Here is a 12,820-nt window from a genome sequence, read left to right as displayed (position 1 = left end):
AATGAACTCCACCGCCACCGCCACCGCCACTGCCCGCACCGCCCGCACCGCCCGCCGCCGCACCCTGCGCGTCGCCGCCGCGGCCCTCACCGCGGCCGCCGCCCTGACCCTGACCGCGTGCAACGGCTCGGACGCCGGAGCGAAGACCTCGGGCAAGGCCGACTCCGCCGCGGCCGCCAAGGACGGCGCGGGCTCCTCCGAGGCGCAGGGCTCGGAGTCCGGCTCGGAGTCCGGCTCCGAGTCCCAGGCGGACTCCGGTACGAAGGCGGGGGGCGGGGGCAACCAGTCCGCCCCGACCTGCCACACCGACGGCCTGAAGGCGGCGTTCGCCACGGGCGAGGACGCGGTCCCGGACCCGAACGCGGAGGGTTCGACCACCACCTCCATCGTGCTCACCAACACCACCGGCACGTCCTGCAAGATCGGCGGCTTCCCGGGCGTGGACCTCAACACCGAGCACGGCAGCGCGGACTGGTCGCTTCAGCGCTCCTCGACCAAGTACAGCTCGATCACCCTGGGCCCGGGGGACAGCACCGACTTCACCATCAACCTCGCCCTGGCCGCCGAGGACGACGAGGACTCCTGGACGCCCGCCTTCGCGGTCATCACCCCGCCGAACCAGACCAAGTCGATCACCCTCGACTGGCCCTGGGGCGGCCTCACCGACCAGCGGAGCGCCACCCGTCCGGCCACCTTCGTCAACCCCATCGGCTGACCACCCCCTCGCCGCTGCCCCGGTGTGACGCGACGTCACGCCGGGGCGCGCAGCTCTCCATGGAGCCGTACGAACGCCCCGCACACCAGCGGCATGACCACCGGGGGCAGCAGGAGCAGGGCCACGCCCGTGGGCAGGATCTTCACCAGCACGCCGGTCATCCACACGTTGTCGTCGCTGAGCCACAGCATGCCGAGCCCGGCGTAGTGGGCGAGGGGCGCGGCCGCGTACCGGGCCAGCACGAAGACGACCACGGCGGCCACCATGCCCAGCGCGCCCAGGCCGAGCGTGCGCCACCGCGCGCGGCGGGTCAGCACCCAGGAGCGGGACAACGCCCTGAACGGGTTACGGCGTTCCACCACCGTCTCGGCGGTGGCCAGCGCCAGCCGGGAGTACAGCAGCGGGCCGAGGCACCAGATGGCGATCGGCAGCACCCACCCCACCAGTGTGTACTGCCAGGACGCGGTTTCGCCCAGCGGCGTGGTCTCCACACCGGGCACCATGTTGCCGTCGACGAGGGCGAACAGCACCAGCCCCGCCATCACCACGGCGCCCACGGCCAGCCCGGTCAGCGCGTTGACCGCGAGGGCGGCGGGAAACCGCCGCCGGGTCCGCCGCCACAACTCGCTGACGGTCAGCGGCCCGTCGTCCCGCGCGGCATGCGAGCCACCGACGGCGTACGCGGTGTGCAGCACGGAGAGAGCGAGCAGCCCCAGCACGAGCAACAGCGGGGCCACCACGAACCCGACCCGCACCAGCGGCTCCAGGCCACCGTCCGCATACGCCACGTAGGAGTCCTCGTTGGCGATGTTGGCGTCCGCGTAGTCCCGGACCCTCTCGAAGCCGTCCCACGCCGCCGCGAACCCACCCCCCACGATCGCGCACCCGACCACGGCGGTCAGGCCGGACACCCACAGCGTGAACCCGTACAACACCCGGCGGCCCGCCCGGTCGGCCGACTGACTTTCCTCGTGCACCATCGACCTGCCCTGACCTTCGTAAGACTCCGCGGTAACGCCCCCCAAGACGATCACCGGACGCGCGGGGTTCCCCACTCAGTCAGGCAGCCCCCAGAACGATCCGCGCAGGCCGACCTCGGCGAAGTAGGCGCTGGCGGCGGCGGGGTCGCGGCGGGTGTAGCCCGGGTCCAGGCGTCCGGTGTACCAGTCGCTGGCGAAGCGCCAGAGGGTGTCCAGGTCCATGACGTAGCCGCGCTCCTGGCCGGTCCGGCGCAGCCAGGTGTCGACGCAGTCGGTGGAGCAGAACAGGCGCTGATTGCCGTAGGTGCGTACGACGTCGTCCCAGGCCCGGTGCATGGGGATGAGGGAAATGGGCCGCTTGGTCGCCGCGCGGGGGCGCGTCCCGGCCGACGACCCAGGCGTGCGGGGTGTCGCAGGCCGGGCAGCAGGTGGCGACCAGGACGTCGGGCTCGTCGCGGAGCAGATGGGGCAGGGCGAACGAGTCCCAGGCGCAACCGTGCAGGGCGCGCAGCTCCCGCCGTACCCGGTCGGACGCGAGCCCGGTGAGCGCGGCCAGCTCCGGCACGCCGGGAGCGCGGCCGGTGCGGGCGAATCCGTTGTGGACGGCCAGACGGACCCGCTCCGTCTCGTGAAGGTTCATGAGCCCAGAGTCTCGTACGGACGGACGGTGTTCCTCCGCGGCGGGTGGAGCTGGCATCATGGGCAAACGGAGCATAGTTCCGTTTAACGGCAGGCGCGACGGCGAGGGGAGCGGCACGGTGAACGACGGCGCCAACAGCGGCGGCGGGGGCGGCGCGGGGCGCGGGGCTCCGTCCAAACGGAAGGACGCCCAGCGCAACAAGGAGACGCTGCTCGACGCCGCCGCCGCGGTCTTCGTCAGGTCAGGCGTGGAGGCGCCCGTACGGGACATCGCGGCCGAGGCGGGCGTCGGGATGGGCACGATCTACCGCCACTTCCCCACCCGCGCTGACCTGATCATCGCCGTCTACCGGCACCAGGTCGAGGCGTGCGCCGAGGCCGGTCCGGCGCTGCTGGCGTCCAGCGCGACTCCGTACGCCGCGCTGGGGCAGTGGGTCAACCTCTTCGTCGACTTCCTGGTCACCAAGCACGGCCTCGCCGCCGTACTGCAGTCCGACAGCTCCGGCTTCGACACGCTGCACGCCTACTTCCTCGACCGCCTGCTGCCCGTCTGCACCGAGCTGTTCGACGCCGCGGCCGCGTCCGGTGAGATCCGGCCGGGGCTGGACCCGTACGAGGTGATGCGGGGCGTCGGGAACCTGTGCATCGGCGCGGACAGCGATGAGCGCTACGACCCGCGCCGACTGGTCGAGCTGCTCATCGCGGGATTGCGCCCGCTGCCTCACTGATCCTGTTGTGCACCGGCGCCCGCCACGCCAAGATGATCAGCCATGCCCACCAAATCCCTGCGCATCCCCACCCCGGACGGCCAGTCCGACGCCTTCGCCGCCTTCCCCGACGACGGCGAGCAGCACCCAGGGGTGCTGATGTACGCGGACGCCTTCGGCATCCGGCCCGTGCTGAAGGAGATGGCCCGCGAGCTGGCCGGGCACGGGTACTACGTCCTCGTCCCCAACTTGTTCTACCGGCACGGCCCCACGCCGGTGGTCGACCTTCCCGCGCACATCGGCGAAGAGGTCCGGCCCGCGATCATCGCCCAGCTGATGCCCTTGATCGAGGCGCACACGCGCACCGACGACCGCATCCTGAGCGACGCCGACGCCTACCTCGGCTTCCTCACCGCCCAGCCCGAGGTCGGCCCCGGACCGGTCGCGGTGACCGGCTACTGCATCGGCGGCCTCCTGGCGATACGTACCGCCTCGGCCCACCCCGATCAGGTGGCCGCCGTCGCCAGCTTCCACGGCCCCGTGGGCGCGGACGGCCCCGAGAGCCTGCACCGGCTCCTCTCCCCGCTCACCGCCGAGGTCCACCTCGGCCACGCCGAAACCGACATCACGCCGGATGCGCTCGACGAGCTGAACAAGGCCCTGGACGCGGCGGGCGTCGCGCACACCTCAGAGATCTACCCCGGCACCGTCCACGGCTTCACGATGTCCGACACCGACGCCTTCAGCGCGACCGCCCTCCAACACCACTGGGACCGTCTCCTCCCCCTCCTCGACCGCACCCTGACCAGGGGCTGAGCCGCACGGCCCTACACTTGCCCGGCCAACCGGTCGAGGCGGTCGCGCTGCTCCGGGGTCAGCTGGAGGTGCGTCGCGGCCCAGTTCTCCTCCAGGTGGTCGATCCGGGCGGTGCCGGGGATCGGGAGGATGACCGGCGAGTGGCCGAGGAGCCAGGCCAGGGACACCTGGGTCGGGGTGGCGCCGGTCTCGGCCGCCACAGCGGCGACCTCGGACCCGGCCTCCCACGCCCCCGCCGCGACGGGCCGCCACGGCAGGAACGCGATGCCCGCCGCCGCGCAGGCCGCGAGCACGGGCTCGTGCTCGCGGTCGAGCACGTTATAGCGGTTCTGCACGCTCACCACGTCGATGATCTCCCGCGCCCGGTCGAGTTCGGCGACGGTGACCTCGGACAGCCCGAGCCTGCCCACCTTGCCCTCGTCCCGCAGGTCCCGCAGCGTGCCCAGCTGGTCGGCGAGCGGCGTGTCCGGGTCGATACGGTGCAGCTGCAGCAGCTCGATCCGCTCGACGCGCAGCCGCCGCAACGCCTGCTCCACCTGGTCCCGCAGCACCTCCGGCCGCCCGTCCAGCTTCCATTCCCCGCCGGGCCCGGTCCGCGCGACGCCGACCTTGGTGGTGACGAGCAGCCCGTCCGCGTACGGGTACAGCGCCTCGGCGAGCAGCTCCTCGTTGGCTCCCCCGCCGTACAGGTGCGCGGTGTCGATCAGCGTGATCCCCAGCTCCACGGCCCGCCGGGCGACCGCGATGGCCCCCTGCCGCTCCGGCCCGGCCTCGGTCGGCAACCGCATGGCCCCGAACCCGAGCCGCCGTACCTCCAGATCGCCGCCGATGCGAAAGCTCATCGATGTCATCCGCTGCCCCCGTCTCCCGTTGAGGTCAGCACGCTAGCAGCGCGGCCGGACGCCATTGGATCTTGAGAAACAGGGCCCCTTGGTAGGTCCCCCTTACCGCGCTACGGTGAAAGCGGTGGTACTCCGGCGTCGAGACCGCTGGAGGTGACGACGTGGGCACCTCAGGCCGGTCGGGCCCACGGCCGGTCGCCGAGAAGAGAGTGAGCGCACTCAAGGTCCGCCCGCTCTCGGATCGGGCTGGAATACGCGTCTCCGGCGAGGTCACCCTGACCACCCGGCCCTCGTGGGAGCAGGCGCTGAAAGACGCCGTCCGCGGCAGTGGCGACGTGACGCTGGACCTGTCCGGGCTCACGTTCATCGATGTCGGCGGCGCGACCGCTCTGGTGCTGGCCGCCCAGGGCCTGGACGGCAGGCGTCGCCTGGTCATCAAGGGGCCGCCGCCCACTCTGCGCCGCGCACTGGCCGCCTTCCTGCCCGAACTGGTGGCGGTTGAGGTGATGACGTGATGTGCGCGGCTGAGCCTTTCTCGCATCCCGCCTTCTTCTACCGAGGCGTCCAGGAGTATGTGGCCGGGACGGTCCCGTTCATCCTGGAGGGCCTCGCCGCGGGCGAGCCGGTGGCGGTGGCCGTTCCCGCGAGCAACCTCAGGACCCTGCGCGCGGAGCTGGGCGCGAGCGCCGAACTGGTGCGGTTCACCGACATGAGCCGGGCCGGGCGGAACCCGGGGCGGATCATTCCCAACGTGCTGCGCGAATTCGCCGACCCGTATCTCGCCAAGCGGGTACGGATCATCGGCGAGCCGATCTGGCCCGCCCGCACCCCCACCGAATACCCGGCCTGTGTGCAGCACGAGGCACTGATCAACGAGGCCTTCCGCGGCCGGAACGTCACCATCCTGTGCCCCTACGACGCCGAACGGCTCAACGCCGGATGGCTCGCCGACGCGTACACCACCCACCCCGTTGTCGTGGTCGACGGCAGGGAGGAGCGCAGTACGACCTACGACGCCGACCGCGCCGCCTCCACCTTCAATGAACTCCTCGTCCCACCGCCCTGGGCCGTCGTCTTCACCTTCGACGTCGGCCGTCTGTCCGGCGCGCGGGACCTCGCCGTCGAACTGGCCAGGCGCCTCGGCCTGACAGGCGAGCGAATGGACGACTTCGCGCTTGCCGTCACCGAGTTGACCACCAACAGCGTGCAGCACGGCGGCGGCTCGGGCACCGTATCGGTCTGGGCCTACGGCGCGCAGATCGTGTGCGAGGTGAGGGACCGGGGATGGCTGCGAGACCCCCTGGCCGGCCGCCGCCCGCCCCCGCCCGACGAGCCGGGAGGCCGGGGCCTGCTGATGGTCCACAGCCTCGCCGACCTCGTCCGCGTCCACACCGGCCCCGATGGCACGACGGTCCGCTTTTACATGTAGGGGCAGCGTCACCCTCGCGGGCAGGCGATCTCCGGCCGCGTGCGGTGTGGGCTGCATGCGATCAGGCACACGGACAGGAATCGCTGGCCGGTGAGGTACCAGCCGCCGACGACATCCTCGCCCTGCGCGACCCGTTCGACGGCCCGGCTGGCCGCGTCGGCGAGGCGGTCGCGTTCGTGTTCCGAGGTGAACGAGGCTGCGGAGGCTCGCGCTTGACCGCCGAACCATTGCGCCGCCTCCTGCGGGTCGGTCCACGTGCCCTGGATGAAGGAGGGCGGTTTGAGGAGCCAGTGGGCCAGTTCCAGGGGGACGACTTTGCTGGATCTGAATTCGGGGTGCAGGGGGCGTCGGGGGCCGTCCTTGTGTAAGTCGTGGGCGGACCCGAGCCAGGTGTAGCCGTGGTGGTGCATGTGCTCGCTCTCTCGGGGGAGCGCGGCCCCCGCCCGAGGTGGGGGCCGCGTCCTGGGTTACCGGCTACTGACGGCCGCAGCCGTCACCGTCGCCGCAGCCGCCCTGCTGTCCGCCCTCGGTGGGGCCGTCGTCTTCCGGGTCCTGTCGGAGGACGGCGGCCTTGTGTCCGTGTAAGTGCATCGGGATGATTCCTCTCGGTGCTGTCGGTCGCGGGGGCTCTCCTCGCGCCGTCGTGCACGTGCACCCGTTCCGCGCTGGGCTCGACCTGCCAGGGCTCCGGTCCAGCCGGGACGGGGGTCTTAAGAAGGGGGCCGCTCAGCTCGTGGCGGCCTTCTTGGTCTGCTCTTCCAGCGCGGCGCGCATGAGGATGTCCGCGAGGCGGTTGGCGCTGTCGAGCGGAATGCGGCCCAGGGCGACCATGGGGTGTCCCGAGACCGTCACCTCTCCGCGCAGGACCGGCCAGAACAGGTCCTCGCGCTGCGCGTCGTGGGGCACGGCCACATCGGGAGTGAAGCCGAGACGCCCCAGCGCCTCCCGCAGCAATTCGGCAACCGCCCTCGCCTCCGCACCAGCCGCCCGATGGCGCCCGGAACGCATGGCGTCGATGTGTTCTTCGGTGATTTTCATAGATCGCACTCCCGGCCGTGTGGGCTCGGTTCAATCTATGGGCATCTCGGAAGGGGCTCTAGTCGGTTTCCTGTTCGCGCAAGAAGTCGTCTCGCACGCTCGCGACCATTCTCCGCATGCCGTCACCGAAAAGGGCCGTGGACGCAAACCCTTCGAACTTATTGACGTACTGGAAAACGTCTCTCGGATCCGTCACCACCAGCTCGGCGTGTACCGTCTCAACGGTCACGGTCCTACTGTCTCGGATCACGAACGCGTGGTTCGCAATATCACTCTGCAGAGTGGCGAACGGTACGACGCGGATGTCTATATGAGGCAGCCGTGCCAGCGAGATGAGCCTGTCCATCTGCTCAGCCATTCGCGAGGGCGAGACGATGCGCCAGCGCAATACGTTCTCGGTGATAACGAAACGCATGCTCTTGCTGTCGTCGTACAGAACCTGCTGGCGTTCCAGACGGGCCGCGATGGTGCGCGTCAGGGTGTCTTCGCCGAGGTCATGGCGAGCGAGGACAGCGCGGATGTACTCGGGTGTCTGCAACAAGCCGGGAACCAAAGCGGGTTGGAACAACTGCAAGAGCGTCATGCGAGCTTCAAGCGCTCTCGTTTGCTGCTGCGCTTTGTGTACTCCCATTCGGCGTACGAGTCGCCATGCCGTGGTCTCTGTCGCTGCCACCCGCACGACGTCAAGATACTCAGCCTTGACCTCGTCAGAGACACCGAGCGCTACCAGGATGCTCTCGACGTCCACAACGGACGGCGCGACCTTCCCGGTCTCAATTTTGCTCAGCTTGCTGGTGGACATGGCAGCGCTGCGGGCGACGGCTTTGGCTTCCTTCCCGGATGCCAGCCGAAGCGCCCGCAGCGCCGCTCCCAGTTCTCCTCTATTCACTCCCCGTGCTTCGACCACCATTCAGAGAAGGGCTCCGCATGGGCGAGGGCCGTATCCCGGTAGCCGATGAACTCTTGCCCTCGCTCATCGGGCAGCGTCTCCCGCCCGGTGACGGTCCCCGAGGCGTCGTAGTGCATGACGACCGGGGTCTGGGCGTCGAAGAGCCAGAAGTCCCCTACGCCTTCGATGGGGTTGGACTTGTCGGTGGTGTCGAGAATGAAGAACTCTTCACCGCCGGTCTGGTTCGTGCGGTACCCCCACCCGAGTTCGAAGCGGAGGTAGGGCGTGAGCGGCCGGGACAGGATGTGCACCCGGTAGACGCGCTTCCCCTGGCCGGTGTGAGAACGAAGTTCTGCCACCCACTCGGCGTTGTAGTCCTCAGGCCGGGGGTCCCCCGCAAGGAACCTCCCGTACGCCCCGGTGTTGCCCGATCCGCCGTAGTCGTCCAGCGTTTCCAGCCGGAATGCCTCACGCTCGAAGGTGTCGAACAGCTCGCCGAGGTCCTTAGACGAGTTTGTCACGAAGGCCCTTCCGGATGAGGTCGAGGATGAGTTGCATAGGGATCTCCACGATTCCCTCGTGTGCGGGAATGTTCAACCCGTGGTCGGTGGGGACCTCGCCTTGCACGAGGAGAGTATCCCGGTCGGTGGCGTAGATGGTCGGACAGTCCTTGATGTCGCACGTACTCACAAGCTTCGAAACCTTCATGAGTCCCCTCCCTGGTGTGCTGTGTCGAGTCGATGCTTGCGAGTATCGGTGCTCGTACGCAAGAGGCATCTGTTTCCGGAACGGGAAATCGTCACCAGATCGCTTGGGGCGGGCGGTTCACCGTGGCCGGTACGCGGCGTGCGGTACTGCTCGCTCCTATACGGATTCGAAGGCTGCGGCGACCATCCTTGCCGTGTCCGGGTCGGTCCGCACGTCCATCCCCGTGGCGGGGTCCCAGTTCCCGTCGCCGTCGAAGTGGTTGAAGATGACGATCTCCTCGTCGATCAGCCAGCAGTCCGCGCCAGGAAGCGCGAGGTCGGCCGCGCGCCTGCGGGGCAACCAGCGCACCTCTTCCCCGGCGGCCACGTTATGGCTGTCCGTCACGTCGTACTCGAACCTGATGTACTCGCTGACGGGCTCCGAGACGACCCGGGCACGCCTCATCCGCACACCGCGCGAAACGGTCGCCACGACGAGGTCGAACCAGCCCCGCCACCGCTCGGCGGGGTCGAATCGGACGCCCGCGCGCCAGTCGGCGAAATCGGGGTCGTCGGGTGTGTAGATGTCCCGCATCTCCAGATGCACCGCCGAGCGCTGCGCCTTCCCTAACGCCTCACGTACTGCTGTGGCCATCGACCTTGTACTCCTCGTGCGGAATGGCGCGCCGCCAAACTGACTCGAAAGCGGTGGAGCAGAGCTTTACGACACCGGGGTCGTCGCTGAGCGACGGCCCGGCGGATGCTCCGTCGCCGGTGAAGTGGTTGAACTCAACCAGCCGATCATCGAATACCCAGAAGTCATTGCCGGGCAGGGTCAGGTCCGAGGCTTGTCTCCGGGGCAGCCAGCGCACCAGTTCACCGGCCTCGATGTTGTTGACCGTGCCCGCGTGCTCAAAGCGGATGTACTCGCTCACCGGCTCCGAAACGATCCGCGCCCGCCGCATGATCACGCCTCGTCCGACCGCTTCCGCAACGAGGTCCTTCCACGGCTGCCAGTACTCGGGGTTGTTCCACACGCCGGTTTTCCGCCATTGGGCGAAGTCACCGGTCTCGTAGTCGACCGCGTAAACGTCGCACATTTCCAAGTGGACGGCTGACCGGCGGCAATCGGCCAGCAGCTCAGCGAACGCTGGCACCTTCTGGGGCATCGCGCGCCTCCTTCATGTGGTCGAACCGGCCTGCCTTGGCGGCGCGTATGAAGGCTCTCAGCCGCGCTCGGGTGGTCGCGAGCACGGTCTCGGGGTGTTCGCTCTCGCGGAGCATGATGGTGTCGTGCTCCCGCGCGGCGACGTACAGGCAGTTGGAGCCTTCCACGCTGTAGGACGACTTCCGCCAGTGACGTTCGGACACGTACGTTTCCTCTCAGGTGTCGAGCGCGATGTGGCGCATCAGGTCCCGTGACGCTTTCGGGGTGAGCGCGGTCTCCTCCAGGCGGTCCAGGACGGACCGGTACTTCGCCAACTGCGCTTCCGCGTCCAGGAACTCACAGCCGTGATCGGTATCCAACGTCACCGTATCGAGCTGGGGTACCGGGCCGCGTACGTAGTCGATCGGCTGGCCGGAGCCGGGGAACGGGCCGGTGCCGAACGGGATCACACGCACGGTGATGTTCTCGCGCTCGCTCATGTCCATCAGGTGCTCCAACTGGGCCCGGGCGACTGTCGGCCCGCCGCAGCCCAATCGCAGAGCGGCTTCGTGAATGATGACCTTGTACGGCATCGGCCGCTTGCCGTGGAGGACTCCTTGTCGGCGGACGCGGAAGGCGACCCGGTGCTCCACCTCGTACGGTTCCAGGGCCGGGACGGTTTCGCGGTAGAGGGCGCGGGCGTGATCCACGGTCTGGAGCAGTCCGGGCATGTGGACCGCCAAGGCGACGCGCAAGCCCGAGGCTTCCTGTTCCAGTTCGGCGATGTCGAGCATGACCGTGGGCAGGACTTCGCGGTACTCCTCCCACCAGTGGCGATCCCGTCGTCCAGCCATGGCGGCCAGCGCGTCGATCAGGGCTTGGTCTGCGGCGTCATAGCTACGCGCGAGTGTGCGCACGCGCTCGGCGCTCACGGCGTAGCGCCCCGCTTCGAGGTTGCTGATCCGTGCCTGGTTGACGCCGTTGGTGACTGCCGCCGCGGTGGAGGTCAGCCCCGCGCGTTCGCGCAACTTCCGTAGCTCGGCTCCCAAACGGCGCTGGCGGACGGTCAGTACGTCCCTTGGTGGCATCCGGCCTCTCCTTCTCGCGCCTGGGCACAGTCTGCCGCGAATGCCTCCCACGCTCCATTTAGAAGCTCATCTAGTGAAGTATAGAAAGTCTTCTAGTTTCTGCTCTACGATGTGAGGCAGGCCACTTCGGCGGGACCGTGGTCGCCAACCACGCACGCCCTGGTCCTGGCCAACTGCACCTTTCGGTAGGGAGACACGCAATGACCGCTGCGCCGCCGCAGGAAACCCCCTCTGAGCCGTTCGACCTCGGCAAAGAACTCCGCGCCCTCGCCCTCGCCACCGCGCCGCGCCTCTTCGCCGTGGCTCGCATCCACCCGTACGAGGACACCGACGAGGTGGACGTGGAGATCGCGGCGTGGGGCATGGACTACGGCGACGGGCGCACCGAAGTCATCGCCCCAGGGCAGCGGCTGGTGCTCTCCTCGCCCGAGCGGGTGGAGGCGTGGTTCACCCGGGGCGTGGTCACCGCGCAGCTCGTGTGGCTCGCGCCGTCGACGGCGGCCTCGCTCGACCCCGGCCTCGCGGCCTGACCTGCGGCCCGCGCGAATACGAACGTATGACCCCGGCAGCCCCGATGCCCGCCGGGGGTTTGAACTAGAAGGCAGGGCCGGGAGCTGGTCCCGCTGTGCGCAAGAGGCGGCGGGGCCAGCCCCCGGGCACGCAGAGGCGCTACTGCCCGGGTACGCCCAGCGAGTGCCAGGCCGACCAGTCGGTGTCGTCACCGGGGGTGTTCTGCCAGGCGCACCTGATGGCGCCGTCGCCGAAGAGGGCGAAGACCTCCATGCGGCCATCGGCGTTCGAGGCGGCCACCGGGTCGCCGATCGCGAGCGGGCTGCCGCTGTAGAGCGGTGCCCAGTTGGGCGACCAGCTGCCGTCGGGGGCGGGGTTGGTCTGCCATCTGTGCTGGAGGGTGCCGCTTTCCTGGCGGGTGAAGACGTCCAGGCGGCCATCTGGGTTCACGCCGACGGCGGGGGTGCCGACCGGGTCGTCGCCACCGAGCGATTTCCAGCCCGGGGCCCAGCCGTTGCTGGGTTTGGTCTGCCAGATGTGCTCGACGGAGCCGCCCGGGCCGAGGACGAAGACCTCCTGCTGGCCGGAGGTGTTCAAGACGGCCGTCGGGTCGTCCTGCGGGGTGCCGCCCAGATCGCCGAAGGCCCATCCGTTGACGTGGGGGCGCTGATAGGCGTGCAGAATGGTGAGTACGCCATTCTGGTCGTCGTAGCCGCGAGCGAAAGCCTCCAGCCGACCATCGGCGTCCGGCACGACCGCGAGATCGCCCATTACCTGGTCGGTGAAGAGCGCTTTCCAATAGGGCTCCCATCCGTTGTTCGGCGCGGTTTGCCAGATGTGCTGGACAGAACCGTCCGTAGCACGGACGAAAACCTCCAATCGGCCATCGAAGTTTCTGGCGACGACCGGGTTGCCCGCCGGGGACGGGCTGTCGCGGAGCGATTCCCAGCGCGACCAGTCGGTGCCGTGGGGGGTGATTTGCCAGGCGTGCTGGATATTGCCGTCCGGAGTGCGGACGAAAGCCTCCAGCCGGGCATCGAGGTTCATGGCCACGACCGGATCGCCGTCCAGATTGCCGCCGATCGAGGACCAGCCGGACCATTCGTTGCGGCTGGGGGCCGTCTGCCAGTTGTGCTGGAGAGTCCCGTCGGAAGCGCGGGCGAATACCTCCAGCGCCTCGTTTGTGTTGAGAACGACCCACGAAAAGGGGGAAACGTACCGGACGCTCACCGTAGCCATGGCAATCCCATCTGCAGAGCAACAGGGGTTAACCAAAGGAGCCCTCCGAAAGGCCTTATACGACGATACGCCCCACCCGGTCCCTCCGCGCGGCC

The 12,820-nt window shown here is 69.1% G+C and carries 19 protein-coding genes; 6 read left to right on the top strand and 13 right to left on the bottom strand.

Features of this window, described 5'->3' with window-relative positions; all coding sequences use genetic code 11:
• Window position 1: 1 nt before the first annotated feature.
• Window positions 2-715: a DUF4232 domain-containing protein gene (locus tag ACWC5C_RS06085; protein ID WP_450874176.1), complete on the top strand. Its 714-nt coding sequence runs from the start codon at window positions 2-4 to the stop codon at window positions 713-715.
• A 35-nt stretch (window positions 716-750) separates the two neighbouring features.
• Here ACWC5C_RS06085 and ACWC5C_RS06080 read toward each other — a convergent pair whose 3' ends face one another.
• Together ACWC5C_RS06080 and ACWC5C_RS06075 are read right to left on the bottom strand one after the other, a co-directional pair.
• Entirely contained in the window at window positions 751-1,695 is a 945-nt protein-coding gene (locus tag ACWC5C_RS06080; RefSeq protein ID WP_450874174.1) for a hypothetical protein, read from the bottom strand.
• A 75-nt stretch (window positions 1,696-1,770) separates the two neighbouring features.
• Complete coding sequence (locus ACWC5C_RS06075) at window positions 1,771-2,031, bottom strand: hypothetical protein (protein ID WP_450874172.1); 261 nt, start codon at window positions 2,029-2,031, stop codon at window positions 1,771-1,773.
• A gap of 422 nt (window positions 2,032-2,453) precedes the next feature.
• On the opposite strand from ACWC5C_RS06075, the gene ACWC5C_RS06070 reads away from it, so the two are divergent.
• Window positions 2,454-3,062, top strand: a complete 609-nt coding sequence (locus ACWC5C_RS06070) for a TetR/AcrR family transcriptional regulator (RefSeq protein WP_450874170.1) — start codon at window positions 2,454-2,456, stop codon at window positions 3,060-3,062.
• 42 nt (window positions 3,063-3,104) lie between these two features.
• On the top strand, window positions 3,105-3,857 hold the full coding sequence (locus ACWC5C_RS06065; protein ID WP_450874168.1) for a dienelactone hydrolase family protein: 753 nt from the start codon (window positions 3,105-3,107) through the stop codon (window positions 3,855-3,857).
• Between the two features lie 11 nt (window positions 3,858-3,868).
• Here the strand turns inward: ACWC5C_RS06065 and ACWC5C_RS06060 are convergent, their stop codons facing one another.
• The gene (locus ACWC5C_RS06060) at window positions 3,869-4,708 is read right to left on the bottom strand and encodes an aldo/keto reductase (RefSeq protein ID WP_450874166.1); all 840 of its coding nucleotides are present in this window, start codon (window positions 4,706-4,708) and stop codon (window positions 3,869-3,871) included.
• 200 nt (window positions 4,709-4,908) lie between these two features.
• Between ACWC5C_RS06060 and ACWC5C_RS06055 the strand changes: the two genes are divergently transcribed.
• Together ACWC5C_RS06055 and ACWC5C_RS06050 are read left to right on the top strand one after the other, a co-directional pair.
• The gene (locus tag ACWC5C_RS06055) at window positions 4,909-5,214 is read left to right on the top strand and encodes an STAS domain-containing protein (protein ID WP_450874164.1); all 306 of its coding nucleotides are present in this window, start codon (window positions 4,909-4,911) and stop codon (window positions 5,212-5,214) included.
• Window positions 5,214-6,128 (top strand): anti-sigma factor RsbA family regulatory protein, encoded by a 915-nt coding sequence (locus tag ACWC5C_RS06050; protein WP_450874162.1) that lies wholly within the window; start codon window positions 5,214-5,216, stop codon window positions 6,126-6,128. Before ACWC5C_RS06055 ends, ACWC5C_RS06050 begins: the two co-directional genes overlap by 1 nt.
• A gap of 8 nt (window positions 6,129-6,136) precedes the next feature.
• Here ACWC5C_RS06050 and ACWC5C_RS06045 read toward each other — a convergent pair whose 3' ends face one another.
• The 9 genes from ACWC5C_RS06045 to ACWC5C_RS06005 form a co-directional block, all read right to left on the bottom strand.
• Entirely contained in the window at window positions 6,137-6,538 is a 402-nt protein-coding gene (locus tag ACWC5C_RS06045) for a hypothetical protein (RefSeq protein WP_450874160.1), read from the bottom strand.
• A 316-nt stretch (window positions 6,539-6,854) separates the two neighbouring features.
• Window positions 6,855-7,166, bottom strand: coding sequence for a hypothetical protein (locus tag ACWC5C_RS06040; protein WP_450874158.1), 312 nt, complete (start codon window positions 7,164-7,166; stop codon window positions 6,855-6,857).
• 58 nt (window positions 7,167-7,224) lie between these two features.
• The gene (locus tag ACWC5C_RS06035; protein ID WP_450874156.1) at window positions 7,225-8,076 is read right to left on the bottom strand and encodes a helix-turn-helix domain-containing protein; all 852 of its coding nucleotides are present in this window, start codon (window positions 8,074-8,076) and stop codon (window positions 7,225-7,227) included.
• Window positions 8,052-8,576: a DUF6879 family protein gene (locus ACWC5C_RS06030; protein ID WP_450874154.1), complete on the bottom strand. Its 525-nt coding sequence runs from the start codon at window positions 8,574-8,576 to the stop codon at window positions 8,052-8,054. Before ACWC5C_RS06030 ends, ACWC5C_RS06035 begins: the two co-directional genes overlap by 25 nt.
• Window positions 8,560-8,763: a hypothetical protein gene (locus ACWC5C_RS06025; RefSeq protein ID WP_450874152.1), complete on the bottom strand. Its 204-nt coding sequence runs from the start codon at window positions 8,761-8,763 to the stop codon at window positions 8,560-8,562. Before ACWC5C_RS06025 ends, ACWC5C_RS06030 begins: the two co-directional genes overlap by 17 nt.
• 156 nt (window positions 8,764-8,919) lie before the next feature.
• Complete coding sequence (locus ACWC5C_RS06020) at window positions 8,920-9,396, bottom strand: DUF6879 family protein (RefSeq protein ID WP_450874150.1); 477 nt, start codon at window positions 9,394-9,396, stop codon at window positions 8,920-8,922.
• On the bottom strand, window positions 9,377-9,910 hold the full coding sequence (locus ACWC5C_RS06015; RefSeq protein WP_450874148.1) for a DUF6879 family protein: 534 nt from the start codon (window positions 9,908-9,910) through the stop codon (window positions 9,377-9,379). The genes ACWC5C_RS06020 and ACWC5C_RS06015 overlap by 20 nt, the downstream gene beginning before the upstream one ends.
• Window positions 9,882-10,112: a DUF397 domain-containing protein gene (locus ACWC5C_RS06010; RefSeq protein WP_450874146.1), complete on the bottom strand. Its 231-nt coding sequence runs from the start codon at window positions 10,110-10,112 to the stop codon at window positions 9,882-9,884. Before ACWC5C_RS06010 ends, ACWC5C_RS06015 begins: the two co-directional genes overlap by 29 nt.
• A 12-nt stretch (window positions 10,113-10,124) precedes the next feature.
• The gene (locus ACWC5C_RS06005; protein ID WP_450874144.1) at window positions 10,125-10,976 is read right to left on the bottom strand and encodes a helix-turn-helix domain-containing protein; all 852 of its coding nucleotides are present in this window, start codon (window positions 10,974-10,976) and stop codon (window positions 10,125-10,127) included.
• 200 nt (window positions 10,977-11,176) lie between these two features.
• Between ACWC5C_RS06005 and ACWC5C_RS06000 the strand changes: the two genes are divergently transcribed.
• The gene (locus ACWC5C_RS06000; RefSeq protein WP_450874143.1) at window positions 11,177-11,506 is read left to right on the top strand and encodes a hypothetical protein; all 330 of its coding nucleotides are present in this window, start codon (window positions 11,177-11,179) and stop codon (window positions 11,504-11,506) included.
• 139 nt (window positions 11,507-11,645) lie between these two features.
• Here ACWC5C_RS06000 and ACWC5C_RS05995 read toward each other — a convergent pair whose 3' ends face one another.
• Window positions 11,646-12,725 (bottom strand): hypothetical protein, encoded by a 1,080-nt coding sequence (locus ACWC5C_RS05995; RefSeq protein WP_450874141.1) that lies wholly within the window; start codon window positions 12,723-12,725, stop codon window positions 11,646-11,648.
• Window positions 12,726-12,820: the final 95 nt, after the last annotated feature.

This window comes from Streptomyces sp. NPDC001700 (assembly GCF_053596435.1).
This window is presented reverse-complemented; position numbering and strand designations above follow the sequence as displayed.

What these genes read in the sequence shown, in the direction of transcription:
- ACWC5C_RS06045 (WP_450874160.1), bottom strand. Translation starts at nt 6,538, where the DNA reads ATGCACCACCACGGCTACACCTGGCTCGGGTCCGCCCACGACTTACAC.
- ACWC5C_RS06065 (WP_450874168.1), top strand. Translation starts at nt 3,105, where the DNA reads ATGCCCACCAAATCCCTGCGCATCCCCACCCCGGACGGCCAGTCCGAC.
- ACWC5C_RS06050 (WP_450874162.1), top strand. Translation starts at nt 5,214, where the DNA reads ATGTGCGCGGCTGAGCCTTTCTCGCATCCCGCCTTCTTCTACCGAGGC.
- ACWC5C_RS06020 (WP_450874150.1), bottom strand. Translation starts at nt 9,396, where the DNA reads ATGGCCACAGCAGTACGTGAGGCGTTAGGGAAGGCGCAGCGCTCGGCG.
- ACWC5C_RS06060 (WP_450874166.1), bottom strand. Translation starts at nt 4,708, where the DNA reads ATGACATCGATGAGCTTTCGCATCGGCGGCGATCTGGAGGTACGGCGG.
- ACWC5C_RS06005 (WP_450874144.1), bottom strand. Translation starts at nt 10,976, where the DNA reads ATGCCACCAAGGGACGTACTGACCGTCCGCCAGCGCCGTTTGGGAGCC.
- ACWC5C_RS06080 (WP_450874174.1), bottom strand. Translation starts at nt 1,695, where the DNA reads ATGGTGCACGAGGAAAGTCAGTCGGCCGACCGGGCGGGCCGCCGGGTG.
- ACWC5C_RS06025 (WP_450874152.1), bottom strand. Translation starts at nt 8,763, where the DNA reads ATGAAGGTTTCGAAGCTTGTGAGTACGTGCGACATCAAGGACTGTCCG.
- ACWC5C_RS06035 (WP_450874156.1), bottom strand. Translation starts at nt 8,076, where the DNA reads ATGGTGGTCGAAGCACGGGGAGTGAATAGAGGAGAACTGGGAGCGGCG.
- ACWC5C_RS05995 (WP_450874141.1), bottom strand. Translation starts at nt 12,725, where the DNA reads ATGGCTACGGTGAGCGTCCGGTACGTTTCCCCCTTTTCGTGGGTCGTT.
- ACWC5C_RS06015 (WP_450874148.1), bottom strand. Translation starts at nt 9,910, where the DNA reads ATGCCCCAGAAGGTGCCAGCGTTCGCTGAGCTGCTGGCCGATTGCCGC.
- ACWC5C_RS06075 (WP_450874172.1), bottom strand. Translation starts at nt 2,031, where the DNA reads ATGCACCGGGCCTGGGACGACGTCGTACGCACCTACGGCAATCAGCGC.
- ACWC5C_RS06040 (WP_450874158.1), bottom strand. Translation starts at nt 7,166, where the DNA reads ATGAAAATCACCGAAGAACACATCGACGCCATGCGTTCCGGGCGCCAT.
- ACWC5C_RS06000 (WP_450874143.1), top strand. Translation starts at nt 11,177, where the DNA reads ATGACCGCTGCGCCGCCGCAGGAAACCCCCTCTGAGCCGTTCGACCTC.
- ACWC5C_RS06085 (WP_450874176.1), top strand. Translation starts at nt 2, where the DNA reads ATGAACTCCACCGCCACCGCCACCGCCACTGCCCGCACCGCCCGCACC.